Origin of the sequence: Rickettsiella grylli, from assembly GCF_000168295.1 — a bacterium.
In the GTDB taxonomy this organism is placed as follows: domain Bacteria; phylum Pseudomonadota; class Gammaproteobacteria; order Diplorickettsiales; family Diplorickettsiaceae; genus Aquirickettsiella; species Aquirickettsiella grylli.
This window is the reverse complement of sequence record NZ_AAQJ02000001.1, coordinates 831,399-852,274: the sequence shown is the minus strand read 5'-3', so window position 1 is coordinate 852,274 and position 20,876 is coordinate 831,399. Positions and strand designations below refer to the sequence as shown.

Here is a 20,876-nt window from a genome sequence, read left to right as displayed (position 1 = left end):
TTTATGATAAAATTTTTTAAAGGATTTAACATTAAATAAGAGAACATGGAACATGTTAAAAAATAATTTAAACGAAGAAGTCTTATTGCGCCAATTTTCTGCCAGTGGTCAATTTGAAAACGTTCTAAAAATCTTAAATAAAAATAAAAGAAAGTCAACGTTTAATATTAATGCTCAAAGTTCTAACGGAAATACCGCATTGCATTGGGCGTGTTGTAAGGCAATAGAAAAAGAAAAGGGTTATACTTCAGACTATAGTAAAATAATTCGATTATTAATCGAGCACAAAGCGGATTATCTTATAAAAAATAAGTGCGGGAAAATTCCCTATGATTTTTTAAAGCACATGCCGCTTGATGAGCATAGAGGTCAAACAAAACGATCGGGTATTTTAAATGAAAATGTTTCTTGTTATTTTGCCTTAATTAATTCATTGTTAAAAATAGAATGTATGAAAACGATGTTTTCCTCTGAATTTGAAAGCGCTTTATCATTGACCACTTTTTTCCATGTTATTTTAGATTCATTAGAATTATTTCGTTTTTTTCCCGATGAAAGCAAAGAGCAAGAAACCTTTCTCATTTTGAGCCTTGCGTGTGGTGTTTCTACGGAGGTTCTTCCCCTTATTATCTATTTTCAATATCAGGGTAAGAAAATTCATTATGTAGGAATTGATAATAATAGCGCTGTCATCCAGGATAATCGGTTACGGTACGCTAACTTTGAAAATGTAGAATTCATTTGTGCGGATGCGTCTAACCTGAATGAAATAACAAATAAAATCCCCCTTTATTCGATTGATTTAGCAATATTGCGTAATGCTGATTTTACCGAATATCAGAAGAGACAATCTATTTTTTGTAAAATAGTTGATCAAGTTATTCCACACTTCATGAAGCCAAATTCTCCATTGTGGATCAGTTTTCAAACAGAATATGAGTTAAATTTTTGCAAAACAAAAACAAAAATATGCCAAAATTTTAAAAAATTTCACGCGAATAACCTATGTGATACGGGTGAAATGTGTAATTTTTTTACTCAACATAAAAACCGGACCGTTGTAAATCATCCTGATCGATTTAGCATTATTTTAAATTCAGAGAGAACGACTCCTGAAGAAACGTTAGCCTGCTCTTTAAAAAAATGATTTTAAGTCATTATTTCAATTTTTAAGGCATGGATTTTACTCGGTATGAAGTCCCCGAGTGCCGCATAAACGAGTCGATGACACGCAACTAAAGATTTATTTTTAAATAAAGGAGAGGAAATATGCACTGAAAAATGGCCTGCGCCTTCTTTAGCGTGACCTACATGCTGGTCGCCTTCGTCTATTACGTTTAAATAGGTGGGCGCGAGTGCTTGATGTAATTTTTTTTGAATGTCATGAGCGAGGTTATGCATAGTGGTTATGTCTTTTCATCAGAATGAATATAGCGTGCTAAATAAATAGCTTGTGCGACTATAAATAAAAAAGTCATTCCCAGCAAGCCAAACAATTTAAAATTAACCCAGGTGTTGGTATTAAACGTATAGGCAACCCATAAATTAATAGCCCCCATTAAAATGAAAAAGATAATCCAATTTCTATTTAACGATGACCACAGATGAGAGGGTAAGACGATATTGGTTTCTAATAGATGCTGAATGAAAGGTTTTTTGCCAACGTAATGGGTGATTAAAGCGCCAAGCGCAAGCAGCCAATAAAGTGCAGTTGGCTTCCATTTGATAAATAATTCATTATGTAAAAATAATGTGCCGCCACCAAATAAGAGGATGAGGACTAAGCTAATAAGTTGTATACTAGGTACCTTACGATGTTTGATAAAGTAACCAATGACTTGTAGCAAACTAATAATAATCGCCGCGGCAGTGGCGACATAGATGCCAAAAAACTTGTAAGCGATAAAGAAAATAACAATGGGCAAAAAATCAAAAAGTAGACGCATGCGATGACGTAATAGAGAGACTTAGACCTAGTATATAACAGTCTGACTTGTTTAGGAAAGGGTTATAGTGTGAGCCAATTTCTTAAAATTCACAAAGAAAATCCGCAGCTGCATTTAATACGTATGGCAGCAAATATCGTGATGAAAGAGGGGGTTATTGTTTATCCAACAGACTCTGCTTATGCATTAGGGTGTCAACTCACCAACAAAAAGGGAATACAACGCATTAAACAAATACGTCAGTTAAAAGACCAACATTCTCTGACCTTACTGTGTCGTGATATTTCTGAAATGGCTCATTTTGCGCAATTAGAGACCCCTATTTTTCGTTTAATAAAAGCCAATACACCAGGTCCTTACACTTTTTTATTACCGGCGACATCGCATGTACCACGTTATTTAATCCATGCGAAGCGTAAAACCATTGGGATACGGATTCCAGACAATAAAATAGTGCATGCGTTATTAGAAATGAATGATCAACCGTTAATCAACACGACGTTGATTTTACCCGATTCTGATCTCCCTTTATTAGAACCGGAAGCAATTCGCGATATTTTAGGGAAACGAGTGGACTTAGTGATTGATGGTGGGTTTTGCGGTTTAGAACTGACAACCGTCATTGACTTATCAGGACACATTCCGCACATTATTCGTTGTGGTAAAGGAGAGATTAAACCTTTCCAACCCATTTGATATATACTGAAGGGTTTAATTTCGCTTGATAGTATTCTGGATAAATGCTTGCTCTTGCAAGGATAAAAAATAAAGGTCCTATTTATGAAAGTCCGTACGCGTTTTGCACCCAGCCCTACCGGTTATTTACATATTGGTGGCGTTAGAACAGCGCTTTATTCGTGGTTATATGCAAAAAAACAGCACGGGGAATTTATATTGCGTATTGAAGATACCGATACAGAACGATCAACCCATGCAGCCACTGACGTTATTTTACAAGGTTTACAATGGCTTGGATTAGATTACGACGAAGGTCCTTTCTTTCAAAGCCAACGGTTAAGCCGCTATAGAGAAATTTTAACGCAATGGCTTAAAGAAGGTAAAGCCTACCGCTGTTATTGCTCGAAAGAACGCTTAATGGAATTGCGCGAAAGACAACGTGCCAAACGTCAAAAGCCACGCTACGATGGTTATTGCCGAAATAGAAAGTCCACGCCGCCTGATCAAACGTCTGTGATACGTTTTTGTAATCCTTTAAATGGCGAAGTGGTCGTGGATGACAAGGTTCATGGTCCTGTTATTTTTCGCAATAACGAATTAGATGATTTAATTATTGCTCGGAGTGATGGATCACCCACCTATAATTTTACGGTTGTCGTCGATGATAGTGATATGCACATTACACACGTTATACGCGGGGATGATCATCTTAATAATACGCCTCGTCAGATTAATCTATTGTTAGCGTTAAATGCTCCTTTACCGGTTTATGCACATTTACCGATGATTCTCGATAGTGAAGGTAAAAAACTTTCTAAAAGAACAGGCGCTGCCAATATTTTAAACTATAAAAAAGAAGGCTATTTAGCCGACGCCGTCGTGAATTACTTAGTTAAATTGGGATGGTCACACGGTGATCAAGAAATTTTTTCTCGTCAAGAAATGATTTATTATTTTGACTTCAATCATTTAAATAAGTCTTCAGCGTCGATTAATCCTGACAAATTAATCTGGCTCAATCAACAGTATTTAAAAACAGAGGATATTAATCAAATTGTGTGTTTGTTTGCTAAAAAATGCCAAGCATTGAATATTCCAACGGATAAAGGCCCTGATTGTGTTGATGTCGTCACGTTACAACGTGAACGGGTTAAAACATTAAATGAAATGGCTGAAAAAAGCCGTTATTTTTATTTAGCGCCAGAAATTGATACAAAAACACTATCAGAAGCGATGAAAAGCATATTAAAAATAATATTACAAGGCTTTCAGGCACTGTCCACCTGGACCGACGACTCGATACACCACGTATTATTAGAAACGGCCGAAACGCTCAATTTGAAATTAGGCAAAGTCGCGCAACCGTTGCGTTGGGTTATAACAGGTCAGTCTATTTCGCCTCCGATGAGCCAAACGTTGCGCGTGCTCGGTAAAAAAGAAGTATGTGATCGCATACAACGCGTTCTAAATTAAGATGTTTTATTTTTAATATTTTAAATAGTTATGTAATGATAATAATTTTTTTGATTTTAAAAAAATAAAAAGAGACGAATTAATCTAAAATTATAAGGAAATTTTTTCTATGGAAAACCCATATTTTGATTTTATTCAACCAAATTTTTCTTTTTGGCCTTTATATAACTCTTCTAAAAGTGTTTTGCTTGACGAAGAAAAATGGCAGAATTTTTTTTTGAGTGATCCAATTAGTTTAATACTGTTTTTAAACTCAATTAATTTTAAAATTAAAAAGGTTAATTTTTTTGATTATTATCAAGAAACCAATTTATTTTTTAGATTTTTAAAAGATTTAGTAAAATCGAAGCCACGGAATATCTATGTTTTACAAGAATTGAATGGAATTATCGCAGATATCGTCTCTAAATTAAGTGTAGTGAAACGTTTTAATAAAAAACAAGAAAAAGTTGCACTGGATTATCTGAAGTTATTAGAACTCATGTTCACCCCTTCTTGTCGTTATTTGATTGAAAAAATGGATATTAATCGCTGGATGAATGATTTTGAAAAAATGACAACGAATCCATTTTCTTCGTCAGCCTTTTTATCTCAATTTCGCAAAACTTTATTGTTAAGTTTTCAATCATCAGCTTTTATAAAGAAATATCCTGTTTTGATAAGAATGATTGGTCAATTAGCGCATTCACTGGACAAGGCACAGATCAATACCAATGAATTAGAAGCTATCAAATTATTTGATCTATTGGGTGTGCTTGATCATCTATTAAAAACAAAGCAAATGGCTAAGCTACCTGAAAGACGACAAAACAATCTATCTCGACAGATTAAGAATGCACGTCATTTAATTTATATGGAATTTGAGCCTTATATTGAAAGAAATTTTTTAAAATTTATTTTTTTTAAAGCGTATCTAACCCAAAGTTACATTCATTCGACTAACCTTACTGATGTATGCAATAGTGATCGTTACCACATGCAATGTAAATCAGATTATCTTCGTTTTAAAGATACGTATTTTTGCGCAAGTGGTTTATTTCCTAAATTTCGGATTACGATTAAAAATAATAATTACTCTAAGTTAAATTTAGATAAATGGTGTGTGGATATGCGACAGGCGGAACAACGGTTTATGACGTGGATGGAGGGAAGCGTGGGATTGAAGCCATCTTATAAAATGAGTTTATATACGTTATATCTATCTGATTTCAAAAGAAATTTTTTAGTAGATAAATTGATTTTTGAACGTGACGATCGTCAGGAGGATAATCAAGCGCATAACTTACCAATGGCTTATTTTCTATCCAAAAAAAATCAGAAATTCAATTTATTAATGGGCTCAACCTATGCTTATACGACAAATCCCTTCGATCATACGCATGGTTATATGTATCACTTATGCGGACTATTTGAAAAGTACTCACTGGATTTATCACTGGTAGAAGGGCTGGCTGAGTTATATTCAAGAGGCATCTGTTCTGAAAGAAGTATCGAAGATTTACGAATTTTTGTAAATGATACCTATATTTTTGAACTTTTTAAAAAACGTCAATCACTTTTTTATTTTTATTCACTGAAATGGGTGGGTTATTTAGTGAATGAGCGACCTGAATTATTAAAAAAATGGATAATTGCTTCGAAAAATAATAATAATGAAACTTTTTATTTAACGATTGATAGATTTATTGAGAATACCTCAAATATTGAAGTGTTTGTAAATTGGTCACGTCAACAGGTTAGTGTCTGTAATGATTATCTTAATGTTTTTTCTAATGAACACCGGCCACCAATGATTTATTTAACAGCGATTAAGCATGCTTTAAATCAAACAGAAACGATACAGACATCGCACAGGCATAATGAAATGATGACTTTTCTGAATCAATCCTATGATTTTGAAATGTCAGGTCATCATAGAACATTAAATCTTGTTGATGTCCCTGAAACGAAGCAAACGAATGAAAGATTTAAGCAGCAATTAGAACGCGGTTTTCCTTTGCCACTCGGCGCATTCGTCGCGGGATTTATTTCAGGATGTTTTGATAATGTGAGTATCCTTTATCAAGAAAAAAGTCCTTTTTTTTCCACGTCACTCAAATTTGGGTTTAAACCTTTTATTTCTGCATTGATAAGCTCGGATCTCAATGTTTTATTGTTTGACGAAGGACAGACATTACAGGAAAAAGTGAATACGTTGATTTTTTATTTTTCATTCAATTTTTTAGCCGTTTTTTATGGAGAATCACTGAACAAAAAACTGTTTGAACGGATTCAGAATAAAGCACTTTGTTTTTTTGTACCTCTATTAACGTGGACGCTGTTATGGAATCCCGGCTTCTTTTTTTCGGAAGAACGCGAACTATTTTCAACACTTTTTTTGCAATTACTCCAAGGGTTTAGTTTTAAACTAGGAGGAGAAGCCTATGGATATGCAAAAAATATAACCCGTTTTTCAAGTTTGTGGCATAAAAGTCAGCCTAAGATGACTGAAAATAATGAATTAAGCAACAACATAGAAATGAGAATAAAATCAAACCCTTGAATGAGCAAAAACTTAAAAAAAATAAAGCACGGGAAGGATTCTGTGTTGACAGCCTAAAGGACTACGGTACAATAACGTCCAGAGTATTTTGTGGGGCTATAGCTCAGCTGGGAGAGCGCTTGCATGGCATGTAAGAGGTCAGCGGTTCGATCCCGCTTAGCTCCACCAGAATGAATCGTTCAATTTTAAACGTTCTACTTTTTATTTGAAAGTGTTTCATTTTTTTAATGTATATAAAAGAAAACAAAAAATTTTTAAATAAAATAAATGACAAGCAAGTGACTGTCCTTCCATCGCATACGGTTGTCGATGAATGACCGGGTAAAAATGAAAAGATTCACGCGAGTGATGGTTTTGATATTCACTTCGTTACTTGCTGCTAACGTTCAATGTCAACCGATTTGCGCACCCGATGCACGAGCGAATCCAGCGATTGTTCAGGCGGTTAAATGGGTTCGCAACGCTGCAGAGAAAAAAGCCAGTTATCGTCAAATTTATGCGGTGGGATCAGCTTATGTTTTACATTGGGTTCAACAGCATCACCCTCAAAACAAAACATGGGGCGTTGTTTTAGACATTGATGAAACCGTATTAGATAATTCCTGGTATTATTATCAATGTAAGAATTTAGCTGCCAATGCAAAAGACTTTGAACACTATGTCACTATACCAAAAAAGTCACGTGCATTACCCGGCGCCGTAGCCTTTACCCGGTTGGTTCATTCATTGGGCGGTTATGTAAGCTTGGTTTCCAATCGTGATGGTTCTTATGTTGATCAATCCGGAGTAACCAGTTTACAAGCGACGCTTGATAATTTAAAACAAGAAAAAATCACCTTTGATCAACTTATTTTAGCGAATAATAAAAGTGCTAAACACCCGACAGACAAAAATCCACGATTCAACGCTATTTTATATGGTGCCTATGACGCTCATGAAATGGTGTGCTCTAACACATTACCACCACACACAGTGATTGCTTATTTTGGAGATAATATCCAAGATTTTCCAAAATTGAGCCAATCTGCGTTCGATGGCTTGCCCAATGATTCGCCACAATACGCCAAATTTGGTCGAGGTTATTTTATTTTTCCTAATCCTTTATACGGTAGTTGGCAAACCAATCCTTCTTGTTAATAACACGGCTGAGCATACTGAATATAGAGAGGATTAGAAAAAATGCCGAGATTAATTCCTCATAGCTTCTTCTATGGGGAATTAACCGGTATCCGCATTTAAAAATTAGAAATTAATTTTTTGTTTTTTGTCGCTCATAATGACTATATGCACGATGACGCAATTTAGGTTCACCCCCATAACGTCGTGTATTGCGACGAGGGGAATTGGTTGAAGAACGTGTAGATAGTGCTGTGTTTGAATGAGAGATTACGGCTTGAGCAATCGGATCACTTGATCCTTTTTCCTCAAACGCGGGCGTTGATTTTTTAACGACATGTTGAGATGAGGCCGCTGTTTTTCTGCTATTCAGATCGGGCGAGGACACGATACTTTTTTCTAGGCGCTGTGGTGATTGTTGATGATTGATTTTGTTGTCTTGTTTTTTTGTAGATAAGGGTTGTTTTCGCTTATGAATAGACGATTTTTTTTCTGTGGTGATAGCAGGAGTCGGTTTAACGGCTGATGGTGATTCATAGCGTTGCGTAGGATATCGATTATAACGATGATGCGACGATTTAAATGAGTGAGAGGAAGCGTGTTGTTCGTTTCCACCACTGTCATTATTCAACTTCTCTTTTTCATCACGCCGATGACGTACGCGGTTATGGTTATGACGTGTTTTTGAATAACGCCGTCCAGAAGTGTACTTATGTGCTTCATGAGAATAAGGTGTTGTTATTTTATTTTTTGAAGGTTGTTTTTTATTAAGGTCCGTTTTAATTTTGCCGAAATCTTTTAGCATACCGAGCAAGCGACCCAGTAAACCGACCGTTTTATTTTTATTATTTATAAAAGTAAGTGGTTTTACAGCAGGTATCTCTACCACTTTAGCGGAAGGTGAATGATGGAGTAATGAAGATTCTAGATGCGATTTATCAAGCATTTGATAACTTGCAGCGTCATTTGTCTTCAGGTTATTTGTTTTACTAAAACTGGTAATTTTGTATTGAGGGGATTGCCAATAGGGATTGGGTATTAATAAAAGGTTCACGTTGTATTGATGTTCAATGTGTTGTAGTGCAAGACGCTTTTCATTGAAAAGATAAGTGGCGATATCGACGGGTAATTCAACACGAATATGTTGAGTCGATTTTTTTAATGTTTCTTTTTCAATTGAACGGAGTAAAAATAAAGCGAATGATTCAATCGTCCGCACCGTTCCTTGACCGTTACATCGTGAGCATAAGGTTTCATTGGCTTTTCCTAAAGAATGACGTAAGCGCTGTCGTGACATTTCGAGCAATCCAAATGTCGAAATTCGACCGATTTGGATACGCGCGCGATCCTTTTTAACGGCTAAACGGAAACAATTTTCGACTTTACGTTGATTTTCTTCTGAGTTCATGTCAATAAAATCGATAACGATTAAACCACCGAGATCACGAACCCGTAATTGATGAGCAATTTCTTTTGCCGCTTCGAGGTTGGTCGCGACAGCCGTTTCTTCAATATCTTCATTTTTTGTAGAGCGTCCTGAATTGATGTCAATAGAAACTAACGCTTCAGTTCTGTCAATAACGATAGTGGCGCCGGACGGTAATTCTATTTTTCGTTTAAAAGCGGATTCAACGGCTTCCTCTATATCAAAATACATAAATAAGGGGATGTGATTTTGATACAGTGAAATTCGGGAGACAAAATCAGGTCGGATTTGCTCAATGTATTGCTTAATTTTTTCGTGGATTTTTTTATCATCAACGATGATTTCATCAATGTCTCGTCTTAAATAATCACGGACTGAACGTGTGATCAGATCGCCTTCTTGAAAAATAAGAAAAGGTGCAGGACGTTCATGGTAGGCTTTTTGAATAGCATTCCATTGCTGGATGAGTAGATTGAGATCATTTTTTAACTCCGAAAACTCTCTACCAACACCGGCGGTACGTAAAATAAGGCCCATATTCTTTGAAAGTTCTGTTTGTTCGATGAGATCGTGCATGAGATCCTGCATTTCACGTCGTTCGTCACCTTCGATACGACGTGAAATACCACCAGCACCTGGATTATTAGGCATTAATACTAAATAACTACCCGGTAAAGTAATGTAAGTCGTTAACGCAGCGCCTTTATCGCCTCTTTCTTCTTTTTCAATTTGCACCATCAATTCTTGACCCACTTTGAGTGAATGCTTGATCGATTGCAGATCGTAATTTTTTCCTTTGAGGTAAGAAGGAGCAATTTCTTTAAAAGGTAAAAAACCATGACGCTCAGCACCATAACTAATGAAAGCCGCTTCTAAACTTTGTTCAATACGACTAATTTTTCCTTTATAAATATTTGATTTTTTTTGTTCCTGGCCCGTATACTCCATATCCAAGTCAGATAATTTATTCGCTTCAAGCAGCGCAACTCGAATTTCCCCGGGTTGGTTTGCGTTGATTAAAATTCGGTTTTTTTCATTATGCATTGTTGAATCCTAATTTAATAAAGGCTCAACGAAGCTTGCTTATTTGTCAGAGTGATCATTTTCTCGTGTTAAACGAAACAAAGTTAACTATTGTTATCTTGAAACAATAATCAATGAGTTCAATCAAAAACGCACTAAATCGAGAAGGTTCCTTAAACCCTGAAATAGCTGGGTTTTTAACACGGATTATATACTTGCATAATTTGAACTACTGTTTCTTGCAGTATGGACTGCGTGTAAAATGTGCACGTATAAGAATGTCGATCCAATAAAAATTGCAAACTAAGAAGCCAGAGTAATTTTTCTCATCTTTGGACATCTATCCTTTGGCCCAAAAATCAAATTTAAAAAAAGTAAACTATTTTACTTCGCTTTATTTACAAAACGTGATTTTTTATCATGCGCTTTGTTTTATGTCAGTAAATAGGAAGAGAGTTTAACCTGACTATAGACTGACATGGAGACTAAATCTGCACTTATTATATAACAGCATTTAGTAGCTTAGCAATGAAAAGGAGATATTATGTTGCACAGGACTTAGGCACGAGAGGGCTAAATTTTTATGATATTTTGTTTTACACGAAAGTTTTGCTATGCTTAAGTTGGTTTCTACGAGGGGCTACAGATTTGTAAGCCTTTTACTGATAAATTTGTTATTTTGTACTATTTTTTAGATGGGGAATTTTGCTTATGTATAAGAAGTTTTTAGTTTCTATGCTGTTGACAGCGGCTTTAGTGGGCTGCAATCATCAGCCTTCTGATAAGCAAGGAGATCAATCAGATACTACAACAACACCTGTTCAGGACCAAATGGTTAATCCAGAAAATTCATCTGGATCAGATGCGCAAATGTCTGTTAGCCCACAACCCGAATCAACACAAACACCGAGTGATGATGCAACTGCCGTTACACCCGCTACGCCAATAACACCCAGTGAACCTTCTCATCCTGCCGATACAGCGCCAAAAGCAACGCACGATGGTGATTCTTCATCAAACAACGCGGCTACGGGGACGCCATAAAGGTTCTCTACATTGCAGCATCAGGAAAAGGAAGGATGGAAAAATCCGTTTGGGTTTAAGAATAATTTCGGGGAATGTCTATTTTAAGTGGTCTAAAACCGCTTAAAATAGACAGAAAAATGAGATGCTTTTCTTTTAATTGAATAAAAATTTAGCGTTTTATCGTCAGCGTTTTAATAAAATAGCCTGCTGTTTTTAGCTATTTATGGTATACTTTTCCTATTTTTTAGCGGCCACTCAATGATGCTCGTTCCGTACGCGCTAAACGGCTGTTTAAGTATGGCAATGAATTGTATTAAAATTTTTTATAAATCGTAGGTTTTATGCGCGTATGGCAGACTCGGCGGCGAATGAAATTACTTCCATAACGGTTGAAAAAGAACTGAAGCAGTCCTATTTAGCCTATGCAATGAGTGTCATTGTAGGCCGGGCTTTACCCGATAGCCGAGATGGTTTAAAGCCTGTTCATAGGCGCGTTTTATTTGCCATGAATGAGTTGGGTAACGATTGGAATAAGCCTCATAAAAAATCCGCTCGTGTCGTGGGGGATGTCATCGGTAAATATCACCCACACGGAGATGCGGCTATTTACGATACCATCGTTCGTATGGCTCAACGTTTTTCCATGCGCGCAGTATTAATCGATGGCCAAGGTAACTTTGGCTCTGTGGATGGTGACTCCGCAGCATCCATGCGATATACCGAAATTCGCATGTCGAAGTTAGCCCATGCGTTATTAGCTGATTTAGCCAAGGAAACGGTTGATTTTGTTCCTAACTATGATGAAACTGAACACATTCCCAGTGTGTTACCAACGCGTGTGCCTAATCTTCTAGTTAATGGTTCTTCAGGGATTGCAGTGGGTATGGCAACGAACATTCCACCCCATAATCTCGCTGAAGTGATTGATGCCTGTGTTGCTTTATTGAATGATTCTGAATTAAGCATAGAACGTTTAATGCACTTTATTAAAGGACCTGATTTTCCGACCGCAGGGTTAATTTATGGTAAGCAGGGGATAATTGAAGCTTACCATACCGGTCGCGGACGATTATTCGTCAGGGCAAGAGTGCAGATCGAACAGGATGAAAAGTCAAATAAACAACGAATTATTGTGACTGAACTTCCTTATCAAGTGAATAAAGCAAAGCTGATTGAAAAAATTGCTGAATTAGTGAAGGAGAAACGTATTGAAGGGATTACCGCCTTACGTGATGAATCCGATAAGGATGGCATGCGTGTGGTTATTGAAGTAAAGCGTGGTGAAAATGTTGATGTTTTATTAAATAATTTATTTTCCCAAACGCAATTACAAGTCACCTTTGGTATTAATATGGTGGCTTTGGTCGACGGTAGGCCTGTCTTACTTAATCTTAAACAATTAATATCTGAGTTTTTAGCGCATCGCCGAGAGGTGGTTACACGACGTACGATTTTTGAATTACGGAAAGCCCGGGAGCGTGCTCATCTATTAGAAGGTTTGGGTATTGCGTTAGCCAATATCGATTTAATGATAGGTTTAATTAAAGCGGCGAAGGATCCGGCAGAAGCTAAATCTCAATTGTTAGCCCAGGATTGGTCGTTAGGCCTGGTTGCTGAAATGCTCACTAAAACGGATGATTGGGCGGAGCATGAATATGGTGTAAAAAAGGACAGCAATACGTATCGGTTATCGCCTGAACAGGCACAAGCGATACTTGATCTGCGTTTACATCGGTTAACAGGACTTGAACAAGAGAAAATTTTAAAGGAATATCGTGAACAATTAACGATCATTATCGATTTATTAGATATTTTGAATCAACCCGAACGCTTATGTCGCGTTATTCAAGAAGAGCTTATTGCGATTAAAGAGGAATTTCTCGATCCACGGCGTACTGAAATTATTACCGTGGATGCTGAAATCAATGAAGAGGATCTCATTCCTGCTGAAGATGTGGTGGTGACCTTATCACACGAGGGTTACGTTAAACGGCAAAGCTTAGATGTTTATCACGCACAACGTCGTGGAGGTCGAGGGAAGTCATCCGGTGATGTCAAGGAAGAAGATTTTATTGAACATTTATTAATTGCCAATACCCATGCAACGTTATTATGCTTCTCAAGTATAGGTAAAGTGTATTGGTTGAAGGTCTACAAATTACCTGAAGGGAGTCGTATTGCGAAAGGTCGGCCTATCATTAATTTGCTTGCATTAGGTGAGAATGAACGGATTACCGCTGTATTACCTATACAAAATTATAGCGCCGAGCATTTTATTTTTATGGCAACGATGAAGGGTACCACCAAAAAAACCAGTCTGATTGATTTTTCGAGGCCACGCCATGATGGCATTATTGCCATTGATTTGCGTGACCATGATCGTCTCGTGGGTGTTGCCTTAACGGATGGTCAACAGGATGTTTTATTATTTACTGATGCCGGTAAAGTGATCCGTTTTAATGAAAGTAACGTGCGTTGCATGGGGCGAACGGCCTGCGGTGTACGAGGCATTAAATTACAAGAAGGACAACGTGTTATCTCGCTTATCATCGCTAAGCCGTATGGATTAATATTAACAGCCACACGTCATGGTTATGGTAAATGTACGCCAGTTCATGATCATCGGCTGACGAGTCGTGGTGGCAGCGGCGTGATTGCCATCAAAACAACCGCACGTAATGGTCAGGTTGTCGCCGCTGTACAAGTATTACCCTCGGATGAAGTCATGTTAATTACGAATAAAGCCACTTTAGTACGTACACGCGTTGCTGAAATTCGCGTCGCGAGTCGTCATTCGCAGGGCGTACGATTGATAAGATTGAATGAAGGTGAAACCTTAGTGGGTTTAGAACGTATCGAAGAAGATTTGATAACTGAAAATCCCGATTCAGTCGATGCACTTCATTTGGATCATGAAAAAAATGAATAAAATCTAACGTTTAAATTTTCCCAATGCAAAATAAATCTTTACTCGATGTGCTCATTAACAATAATGTGATTAAGCGAGGTCAGTTTACACTCCGTAGTGGCGAAATTTCGCCTATTTATATTGATTGTCGTTCACTTATTTCAGACCCTTCTCTTTTACGGGCTGTTTCAGTTGCGTTGTGGAATAAGATAAAACCGGTTAAACCGAATTTATTATGTGGTGTTCCCTATACAGCGTTACCCATGGCAACAACTATTTCCTTGGAACAAAATCTACCGATGTTAATATGCCGTAAAGAAATAAAAAATTATGGTACAAAAAAACAGGTTGAAGGTATTTTTCAAGTAGGCCAAAATTGCTTAATGATTGAAGATGTCGTGACAACAGGCAGTAGTGTGCTACACGTCATTGAAGTTTTAAAGAATCACGGTTTGCACGTCACCGATATCGTTGCGCTGGTGGATAGAGAACAAGGCGGAAAAGAAACAATAAAAGCAGCAGGTTGTCAATTACATTCTGTTTACACATTAAACGAAATTTTACACGCTTCATTTTATTCCAATAAAAAAATTTAAATATTATTCAATCAATCTTTTCACACCTTTATAAAACTAGTTTATACTTATAGCCTGGATAGGGTGTGTTTTAGTTGTAAAATGTTTATTAAGGTTATCTGATGTCTACATTTAATTGGATTGATTATACCATTATTGCCATCATTGCATTATCCGTATTAATCAGTGTAATGCGTGGTTTTGTACGTGAAGTTATTTCATTGGTTATTTGGGTTGCAGCGATTGCCGTTAGTTTTATTTTTTATCGTTATATTGCCGATTTGCTGGTTAATTTTATTCACTCTGATTCAGCAAGATTAGTCATTAGTTTTGTGGGTTTATTTTTAGTGACCTTAGTATTGGGTATGCTCATTAATTATTTGATTAGTCAATTGGTTGCTAATACAGGATTAAGTGGGACCGATCGAGTATTAGGCATTATTTTTGGAATTTCTCGTGGAATTTTAGTGGTTGTTTTATTGATGATGCTGATTCGATTAACACCGTTTGCCAAAGAAGAAACGTGGCAGGAATCCGTGTTAGTCCCTCATTTTCAGGCGTTAGAAGATTGGCTGCGTAGTTTTTTGCCTCCTTCATTGCATCATTCTATTGACATGCCACAGGGGGATTATTGAGTGTGGTTGACCTGATTTACAATGTTAATTGATGGGAAAAATGGTTTGTCGATTCAGTGTTTTTAGAAAAGTCGTTTCGGCATAGACTGTTAAGCGGAAAAAAACAGATAGGTTTCATGGGTTTGGATGCGTTGTTTGTAACGTCTGATTGACTCGCGCTCAATTTTTCTGACTTCCTACTATCAGAGTGAAGTGCTTTTGATAGAGCGTTCATTCTATCTAAATCGACCTCAACCTCTTTTTTTAATAAGTCAACTGATTTTCCTTGAAAACAGGATAATTTTTCGAGAAATAATGCGATGAAGTGGTTTGCTTGATCACTTTCTAAAATGGCATGGAGTCGTTTTTCCGTATGAAAACCACAATAATAGAACATCCATAGAACGTGAAGTGCATCTTTAGGAGATGTAAAATCAAAAATTTTATCCAGATGTTGTTGTATAAATGTTTGTTCTTCTAAGCATCCATAACGATAAGCATTGCTGTTAAGCCAGTTTAAAACATCAACCTGTTGTGAGTTCTCTGTTAATGAGGTGATTAAATGTTCGATGACTGAATGGATCTGTGATTTTTTAGGGGGGAGATAACCTGTTTTTCTACAAAATAAACCCATATCACACAATAGACTTGCAAACGATTTAATATCCGTTGTTTGGCTTAGTTTTTTTAGGATCAGTTGATAATAGTGTGCATTCATTTTTTTGTTTTTATGGCGTACAAGATATTGTTTCCATGCGTTGATTAATCGGCTTATTGTTTTGGTCAATAAATCGATTAAGTTTTTTTTAAGAAATAATCTGGGTTTTGATGCACGATCTAATGATTTATGGTGGGTAGGTAATTGACTCGGTTCAGAAGAGAGAAGATTTTGAGACGCATTATTTTTCTGATCGAATGAATACAATGGGTTATTGCGGCTAATTAAATTATTTTTTAATAATGAATTCGTGTTGAATGAATAAAACGTTGTTAAAAACTGATCGATAACCTCTTTTGTCAAGCAATTATTTTCTTTCGTTAAAATGGATAGTTTTTCGAGTAAACTTTTTTTTTCTTTGAGCCTAGTATTCAATACTAAGATTATACTTTTGATGGTTAAGCAAGAATAGTGATCAAGTATTAAAAAAATATTTTTCGTTGTTTTACTGTGTAATATATGGGTCGCTTGTTTTAGTTTTCTAAAGATCGAATTATAAGTCTCTCTGATAAAGGGCGTTAATAAAAAATTATTTTTTATTAAAAATTTATTATTTAATTTAATAAGAGATTTTTCGAGTAATTCAAAATCCAAATAGGGTTGTTTAAAAAGATAACTGACTTCGTTTTGATTCAGAAAACCATGCTTATTCATTATAGCGAGAATATTAGCAATTTTTTTACAATGTTTATGTTCTAAAATAATATCCATGTAAGGTTCAATACTCATTTGTGGTGTTCTGCCTATAAAATGCCTGTTTTCTTGCGATGAAGTATGAGGATGTGCAGGAGATTGTTTTTTTTCTAAAAAATTTTTTAATTGGATAAATTCGTTGTTCAGTTGATCTTGAGATTTATATAAATTGTAATAATAAAGTAAACAGAGTGTATCCAATACTCGTTTAGGGTACGGGGAATCTATGATTTTATGGATATAGTGACCTATAAATTCCTGCTCTCCGTAGCCAATACAATTCATATAATAATCGTTAAACCATTTAAGAACACTTAAAACATCGCGTTGGTAGATGCTTTTAGGTTCAAGGGCTTCTAATTCGTTGATAGGTGTTAATAAGTCAGGATTTTCTAAATTTTTAATGGCGTGTAATAACTGGCTGAATTGAGTGGAAGTCATACAATAGTGGTTAGAAATTAGGTTGGTCATAAGCAATCAATTGTTTTTAAAAAAAAGAGGTTGATGTATTGAAATAGAGGAGTTTGATCGGATCATGAGGACTGGCGATTAAGACATGACCCATTGTAGGTGACCAATCACCTAATGTAAAACGTTTCATCCAGGTTATGTTCGCTTGTTTAAATAAATGAATACCCGGTCGATGGGTGTGACCGTGAATAACTTGCAATGTAGTGGGGTATTGGTTTAAATAAGCGCATAAATCACTAAAAACAATATCATATTGCGGGTCAAAAGAATGCCCCGCGCGTTCTGGATGATGACGTAAATAAAACGCAATTTTTTGACGCCATGACCGAGGGAGATGTAAAAATAACGATTGACAAAATGCATAACGTGACCAACGCCGATAACGTAAATAAGGTTTATCCAATGTACAAAAGCGGTCACCATGGGTGAGTAATGTTGGGGTGCCGTAAAGCTCAATGAGGGTCGGATCGGGCAGATAGCAACAGCCAGTTTCTTGAATAAATTGTTTACCAATGAGAAAGTCACGATTGCCTGGCATAAAATAAAGTTTAATTCCTTTTGCGCGCGCTTGGGAAAGACCGGTTATAATAGATTGATGAAAAGGAGTCACATAATCGTCTCCTATCCACATTTCAAAGAGATCGCCGAGTAGATACAATGCTTCTGTTTGTTGGGTTTGTTGACGTAAAAAATTTAAAAATAATTGGCCCATAGCCGGTTGGTCGGGATTTAAATGCAAATCAGCGATAAAGAAGGTCGACATAAGGCTCAATGATAGCGTAAATTAAAGCGTGCCGTCATTCAAATAATGTTCACTTTAAAAATAACAAGGTTTGGATATTTTAATCACATTTACTAAAAATTGATAAGCACATCATGATTATGAAAACTCGTTTTGCACCTAGCCCTACTGGACATATTCATTTAGGCAATGCTAGAACTGCTTTATTTAATTTTTTACTGGCTCATTCGCAATCAGGTTGTTTTTTACTCAGAATAGAAGACAGTGATGCCACGCGTTCATTGTTGGCCTTTTCCAAAGAATTAGAAGATGATTTACGATGGTTAGGATTGCAATGGCAGGAGGGTCCTTTTCAAGAAAAAGGGTTAGGCCCTTATTATCAATCGCAAAGACAAGCAATTTATGCGCTTTATTATGAACAATTAATCAGTATGGGTCGGGCTTATCCGTGTTTTTGTAGTGAAACCGAATTATTAATGATGCGCAAGCAACAATTAGCGCAGGGGAACCCCCCTCGTTATAATGGCCGTTGTCGACAATTAACGGCCGATCAAGTTGCTGAAAAAAAAGAGCACGGTCAATCTGCCAGTTTACGTTTTCATGTTCCATCTCAGCAAACCCTTCGCGTTGATGATTTTGTTAAAGGGGAACAAACTTTTTTTACGGACGATATCGGTGACTTTGTGATTCAACGGAGCGATGGTTCAGCGGCGTTTTTCTTTTGTAATGCCATTGATGATGCACTCATGAACGTGACGCATGCGCTACGTGGCGAAGATCATTTAACCAACACACCACGTCAAATTTTATTATTACAAACCTTAGGTTTAAGGCATCCCAATTATGGTCATATAGCATTAATTGTGGGTGATGAGGGTACACCGTTATCCAAACGAGGCGGAAGTTTTAGTATTAAAAAATTGAGAGAAAGGGGTTATTTTGCTGAAGCGTTACAGAATTATTTAGCCCGTTTAGGTCACACCTATACGAACCCAAACTTTCTTGATATTTCTGCTTTAGCAGAACAATTTTCATTGAAACGGCTTGGTAAATCGCCGGCACGTTTCGATGAAGCACAATTATTGTATTGGCAAAAGCAAGCGTTATTACAGCTTCCTCATGAAAAATTAGTGGAATGGTTAGAGACGAAAACCCGAAACAGAGTGCCCCGTTCAGCCCAGTTCGCGTTTGTTGAATTAATGCGATCGACGGTTTGTTTTCCTGAACAAGCTAACGTATGGGCAATGATTTTCTTTTCGGAAAATCCATTAAATTTTACAGATGAAATGAAGGATTATTTAAAAAAGGTTGATCCGATGTATTGGCAGGAACTATTAATTTTATTAGAACAAGCCCCGCTTGATTTTAAAAAACTTCTCAAACAACTACAAGAAAAATTAAAACTCACAGGGAAGTCTTTATATATGCCGTTACGGTTAGCATTGACCGGTTATCACGATGGTCCTGAACTTGCAAAATTAATTACGCTATTAGGCATTGAAAAAATTCGTGAGAGAATAAACTATGCTAAAAATTTATAATACATTGACACAAAAAAAAGAAGCGTTTAAACCGATGATTGCCAAGAAAGTAGGAATGTATGTGTGTGGGATGACGGTTTACGATTTTTGCCATATTGGACATGCCCGCGTGGTCGTCGTTTTTGATGTGATCCTTCGATACTTAAAAATGCAGGGCTATCAAGTGAATTATATTCGTAATATCACGGATATTGACGATAAAATTATCAAACGCGCGCAAGAAAATAATGAAAGCCCTTTCGAGCTGACTCAGCGCATGATTAAGGCGATGCACGAAGATTTCAATCGATTAAATACATTACCTCCCAATGCCGAACCGAAAGCGACCGATGCTATTGTGTATATTATCGCTTTAATTCAACGCCTAGTGGATAAAGCCTATGCGTATCGATCCGAAAATGGAGATATTTGTTTTGACGTCAAAAAATTTAAAACCTATGGTGATTTAGCGCATCAGAATGTGCAAAAATTACGTCGTGGTTTACGTGTAGCGGTTGATATCACAAAAAAAGACCCGTTAGATTTTGTCTTATGGAAAAAAGCAAAATCAGGGGAACCTTCTTGGGAATCACCGTGGGGACCGGGACGTCCCGGTTGGCATATCGAATGCTCAGCGATGTCCATGGCGGCTCTCGGTGAGCATTTTGATATTCATGGGGGAGGTTTGGATTTAGTGTTTCCCCATCATCAAAACGAAATTGCGCAATCAGAAGGAGTCACCGATAAAAAATTTGTCAATACATGGATTCATGTGGGTTTTGTACAAATCGATCGGCAGAAAATGTCAAAATCATTAGGTAATTTTTTTACGTTGCGCGATGTTTTAAAACAATATCCTGCCGAAGTTGTTCGTTATTTCTTAATATCCAGTCATTACCGTAGCCCCATACAGTATAGTTTGGAAAATTTACAAGCCGCACAGGCTGCTTTGCAACGTTTGTATACCAGCTTACGAGGTTTAGTCGGAAAAGGACCACAAAAATTTGTGTTGGAGGAGAGTTCAAAAGAATATCAAGAAAAATTTGAGCACGCGATGAATGATGATTTTAATACGCCGGATGCGTTAGCCATTCTGTTTGAATTAGCACGGAGAATTAATCGATTACGAGAAACAAATAGTAAGCACGCACAACGTGACGCAAACTGTTTACAATATCTTGCAAGCTTATTGGGTATTCTACAACAAGAACCTGAGCAGTTTTTGAAGCTTAATCAAGAGAAGGATCCCCATTTAGTGGAAAAAATTAATGGCTTAATGAATGCTCGGAATCATGCAAGAGCGGCTAAAAATTGGCAAGAAGCCGATAGGATACGCGATGAACTACTCGCTTTAAATATTGTGTTAGAAGATACAACAACCGGGACACAATGGCGAAGAAAATAA

Annotated in this window: 16 protein-coding genes and 1 tRNA gene; 12 read left to right on the top strand and 5 right to left on the bottom strand. The window is 36.7% G+C overall.

Going from position 1 to position 20,876, the window contains the following annotated elements:
- The first annotated feature begins 52 nt into the window (after positions 1-52).
- The gene (locus RICGR_RS03960; RefSeq protein ID WP_006035057.1) at positions 53-1,147 is read left to right on the top strand and encodes a methyltransferase domain-containing protein; all 1,095 of its coding nucleotides are present in this window, start codon (positions 53-55) and stop codon (positions 1,145-1,147) included.
- Positions 1,148-1,149: 2 nt separating this feature from the next.
- Here RICGR_RS03960 and RICGR_RS03955 read toward each other — a convergent pair whose 3' ends face one another.
- On the bottom strand, positions 1,150-1,401 hold the full coding sequence (locus RICGR_RS03955; protein ID WP_006035843.1) for a BolA family protein: 252 nt from the start codon (positions 1,399-1,401) through the stop codon (positions 1,150-1,152).
- Positions 1,402-1,406: 5 nt separating this feature from the next.
- A complete protein-coding gene (locus RICGR_RS03950; protein ID WP_006034743.1) occupies positions 1,407-1,946 on the bottom strand; it encodes a septation protein A in 540 nt (179 codons plus the stop codon).
- Between the two features lie 69 nt (positions 1,947-2,015).
- Here RICGR_RS03950 and RICGR_RS03945 point away from each other — a divergent pair, with 69 nt between their 5' ends.
- The 5 genes from RICGR_RS03945 (at position 2,016) to RICGR_RS03925 (ending at position 7,776) form a co-directional block, all read left to right on the top strand.
- Positions 2,016-2,642 (top strand): L-threonylcarbamoyladenylate synthase, encoded by a 627-nt coding sequence (locus RICGR_RS03945; RefSeq protein WP_006035455.1) that lies wholly within the window; start codon positions 2,016-2,018, stop codon positions 2,640-2,642.
- Positions 2,643-2,726: 84 nt separating this feature from the next.
- On the top strand, positions 2,727-4,097 hold the full coding sequence (gene gltX / locus RICGR_RS03940; RefSeq protein ID WP_006034698.1) for a glutamate--tRNA ligase: 1,371 nt from the start codon (positions 2,727-2,729) through the stop codon (positions 4,095-4,097).
- 109 nt (positions 4,098-4,206) lie between these two features.
- On the top strand, positions 4,207-6,639 hold the full coding sequence (locus RICGR_RS03935) for a hypothetical protein (protein WP_006035315.1): 2,433 nt from the start codon (positions 4,207-4,209) through the stop codon (positions 6,637-6,639).
- 92 nt (positions 6,640-6,731) lie between these two features.
- Positions 6,732-6,807: transfer RNA gene (locus RICGR_RS03930), tRNA-Ala, on the top strand.
- Positions 6,808-6,966: 159 nt separating this feature from the next.
- Positions 6,967-7,776 (top strand): HAD family acid phosphatase, encoded by an 810-nt coding sequence (locus RICGR_RS03925; protein ID WP_040615489.1) that lies wholly within the window; start codon positions 6,967-6,969, stop codon positions 7,774-7,776.
- Between the two features lie 112 nt (positions 7,777-7,888).
- Here the strand turns inward: RICGR_RS03925 and RICGR_RS03920 are convergent, their stop codons facing one another.
- Positions 7,889-10,225 (bottom strand): Rne/Rng family ribonuclease, encoded by a 2,337-nt coding sequence (locus RICGR_RS03920; protein ID WP_006035803.1) that lies wholly within the window; start codon positions 10,223-10,225, stop codon positions 7,889-7,891.
- A gap of 690 nt (positions 10,226-10,915) precedes the next feature.
- On the opposite strand from RICGR_RS03920, the gene RICGR_RS03915 reads away from it, so the two are divergent.
- From RICGR_RS03915 to RICGR_RS03900, 4 genes are all read left to right on the top strand, one after another.
- Complete coding sequence (locus RICGR_RS03915; protein ID WP_006035197.1) at positions 10,916-11,248, top strand: hypothetical protein; 333 nt, start codon at positions 10,916-10,918, stop codon at positions 11,246-11,248.
- Positions 11,249-11,579: 331 nt separating this feature from the next.
- Positions 11,580-14,159 carry a DNA gyrase subunit A gene (gyrA, locus tag RICGR_RS03910; RefSeq protein ID WP_006035985.1) on the top strand — a complete coding sequence of 860 codons (2,580 nt, stop codon included), beginning with the start codon at positions 11,580-11,582 and terminating at the stop codon, positions 14,157-14,159.
- Between the two features lie 23 nt (positions 14,160-14,182).
- Positions 14,183-14,734, top strand: coding sequence for an orotate phosphoribosyltransferase (pyrE, locus tag RICGR_RS03905; protein WP_006035387.1), 552 nt, complete (start codon positions 14,183-14,185; stop codon positions 14,732-14,734).
- 101 nt (positions 14,735-14,835) lie between these two features.
- Entirely contained in the window at positions 14,836-15,348 is a 513-nt protein-coding gene (locus RICGR_RS03900) for a CvpA family protein (RefSeq protein WP_006034787.1), read from the top strand.
- 16 nt (positions 15,349-15,364) lie between these two features.
- Here RICGR_RS03900 and RICGR_RS03895 read toward each other — a convergent pair whose 3' ends face one another.
- Entirely contained in the window at positions 15,365-17,209 is a 1,845-nt protein-coding gene (locus tag RICGR_RS03895; RefSeq protein WP_240992217.1) for a hypothetical protein, read from the bottom strand.
- Between the two features lie 16 nt (positions 17,210-17,225).
- Entirely contained in the window at positions 17,226-17,972 is a 747-nt protein-coding gene (locus RICGR_RS03890) for a UDP-2,3-diacylglucosamine diphosphatase (RefSeq protein WP_006035686.1), read from the bottom strand.
- Between the two features lie 113 nt (positions 17,973-18,085).
- Here RICGR_RS03890 and gltX (RICGR_RS03885) point away from each other — a divergent pair, with 113 nt between their 5' ends.
- Both gltX (RICGR_RS03885) and cysS read left to right on the top strand, forming a co-directional pair.
- Positions 18,086-19,492, top strand: a complete 1,407-nt coding sequence (gltX, locus tag RICGR_RS03885) for a glutamate--tRNA ligase (protein ID WP_006035981.1) — start codon at positions 18,086-18,088, stop codon at positions 19,490-19,492.
- Positions 19,476-20,876, top strand: coding sequence for a cysteine--tRNA ligase (cysS, locus tag RICGR_RS03880; protein WP_006035199.1), 1,401 nt, complete (start codon positions 19,476-19,478; stop codon positions 20,874-20,876). The genes gltX (RICGR_RS03885) and cysS overlap by 17 nt, the downstream gene beginning before the upstream one ends.

Bases quoted from the DNA above. Each gene is read 5' to 3' on its own strand.
- RICGR_RS03960 (WP_006035057.1), top strand. From the start codon at position 53: ATGTTAAAAAATAATTTAAACGAAGAAGTCTTATTGCGCCAATTTTCT.
- RICGR_RS03955 (WP_006035843.1), bottom strand. From the start codon at position 1,401: ATGCATAACCTCGCTCATGACATTCAAAAAAAATTACATCAAGCACTC.
- RICGR_RS03950 (WP_006034743.1), bottom strand. From the start codon at position 1,946: ATGCGTCTACTTTTTGATTTTTTGCCCATTGTTATTTTCTTTATCGCT.
- gltX (WP_006034698.1), top strand. From the start codon at position 2,727: ATGAAAGTCCGTACGCGTTTTGCACCCAGCCCTACCGGTTATTTACAT.
- RICGR_RS03935 (WP_006035315.1), top strand. From the start codon at position 4,207: ATGGAAAACCCATATTTTGATTTTATTCAACCAAATTTTTCTTTTTGG.
- RICGR_RS03925 (WP_040615489.1), top strand. From the start codon at position 6,967: ATGAAAAGATTCACGCGAGTGATGGTTTTGATATTCACTTCGTTACTT.
- RICGR_RS03920 (WP_006035803.1), bottom strand. From the start codon at position 10,225: ATGCATAATGAAAAAAACCGAATTTTAATCAACGCAAACCAACCCGGG.
- RICGR_RS03915 (WP_006035197.1), top strand. From the start codon at position 10,916: ATGTATAAGAAGTTTTTAGTTTCTATGCTGTTGACAGCGGCTTTAGTG.
- gyrA (WP_006035985.1), top strand. From the start codon at position 11,580: ATGGCAGACTCGGCGGCGAATGAAATTACTTCCATAACGGTTGAAAAA.
- pyrE (WP_006035387.1), top strand. From the start codon at position 14,183: ATGCAAAATAAATCTTTACTCGATGTGCTCATTAACAATAATGTGATT.
- RICGR_RS03900 (WP_006034787.1), top strand. From the start codon at position 14,836: ATGTCTACATTTAATTGGATTGATTATACCATTATTGCCATCATTGCA.
- RICGR_RS03895 (WP_240992217.1), bottom strand. From the start codon at position 17,209: ATGACCAACCTAATTTCTAACCACTATTGTATGACTTCCACTCAATTC.
- RICGR_RS03890 (WP_006035686.1), bottom strand. From the start codon at position 17,972: ATGTCGACCTTCTTTATCGCTGATTTGCATTTAAATCCCGACCAACCG.
- gltX (WP_006035981.1), top strand. From the start codon at position 18,086: ATGATTATGAAAACTCGTTTTGCACCTAGCCCTACTGGACATATTCAT.
- cysS (WP_006035199.1), top strand. From the start codon at position 19,476: ATGCTAAAAATTTATAATACATTGACACAAAAAAAAGAAGCGTTTAAA.